Raw genomic sequence first — 351 nt, 5'->3', positions numbered from 1 at the left:
TTCGGTTCGTTTGTAAGGGTACAAACATTTTACCGAGTTGGCGGCTTTTTTTCTATTCTTAAATTGTATTTTGTTGGTTAATCAACAGGCCTGGAATTAAGTATAAGATTACAGCCATGACTATAAGGTCTGTTAATATTTTTGTAAAATGATATTTTTTCATCGGGGGAGTCAAGGGTAAGCAGTTTTTTTATTCCTTCTTGATCACGAAAAATATAAACGGTAACGACCGTATGAAAATCTGCATAGGGGTCTTCAGGGAAACTAGGGTCATAACATTCAATAAATTTATGTTTGCTTATTTGTGTTGCCGCGTATTGTTTTATTAATCTTTCGCCGATTTGTGCTAAC

The 351-nt window shown here is 34.5% G+C and carries 1 pseudogene; it reads right to left on the bottom strand.

Going from position 1 to position 351, the window contains the following annotated elements:
• Positions 1-77 precede the first annotated feature (77 nt).
• A pseudogene (locus tag PPOP_RS18160) lies at positions 78-351 on the bottom strand (pyruvate kinase); the annotation flags it as partial.

The sequence above is a fragment of the Paenibacillus popilliae ATCC 14706 genome (genome assembly GCF_000315235.1).
GTDB classification, from domain to species: domain Bacteria; phylum Bacillota; class Bacilli; order Paenibacillales; family Paenibacillaceae; genus Paenibacillus_B; species Paenibacillus_B popilliae.
The sequence above is the reverse complement of the archived record's forward strand: the minus strand, read 5'-3'. Positions and strand labels throughout refer to the sequence as shown.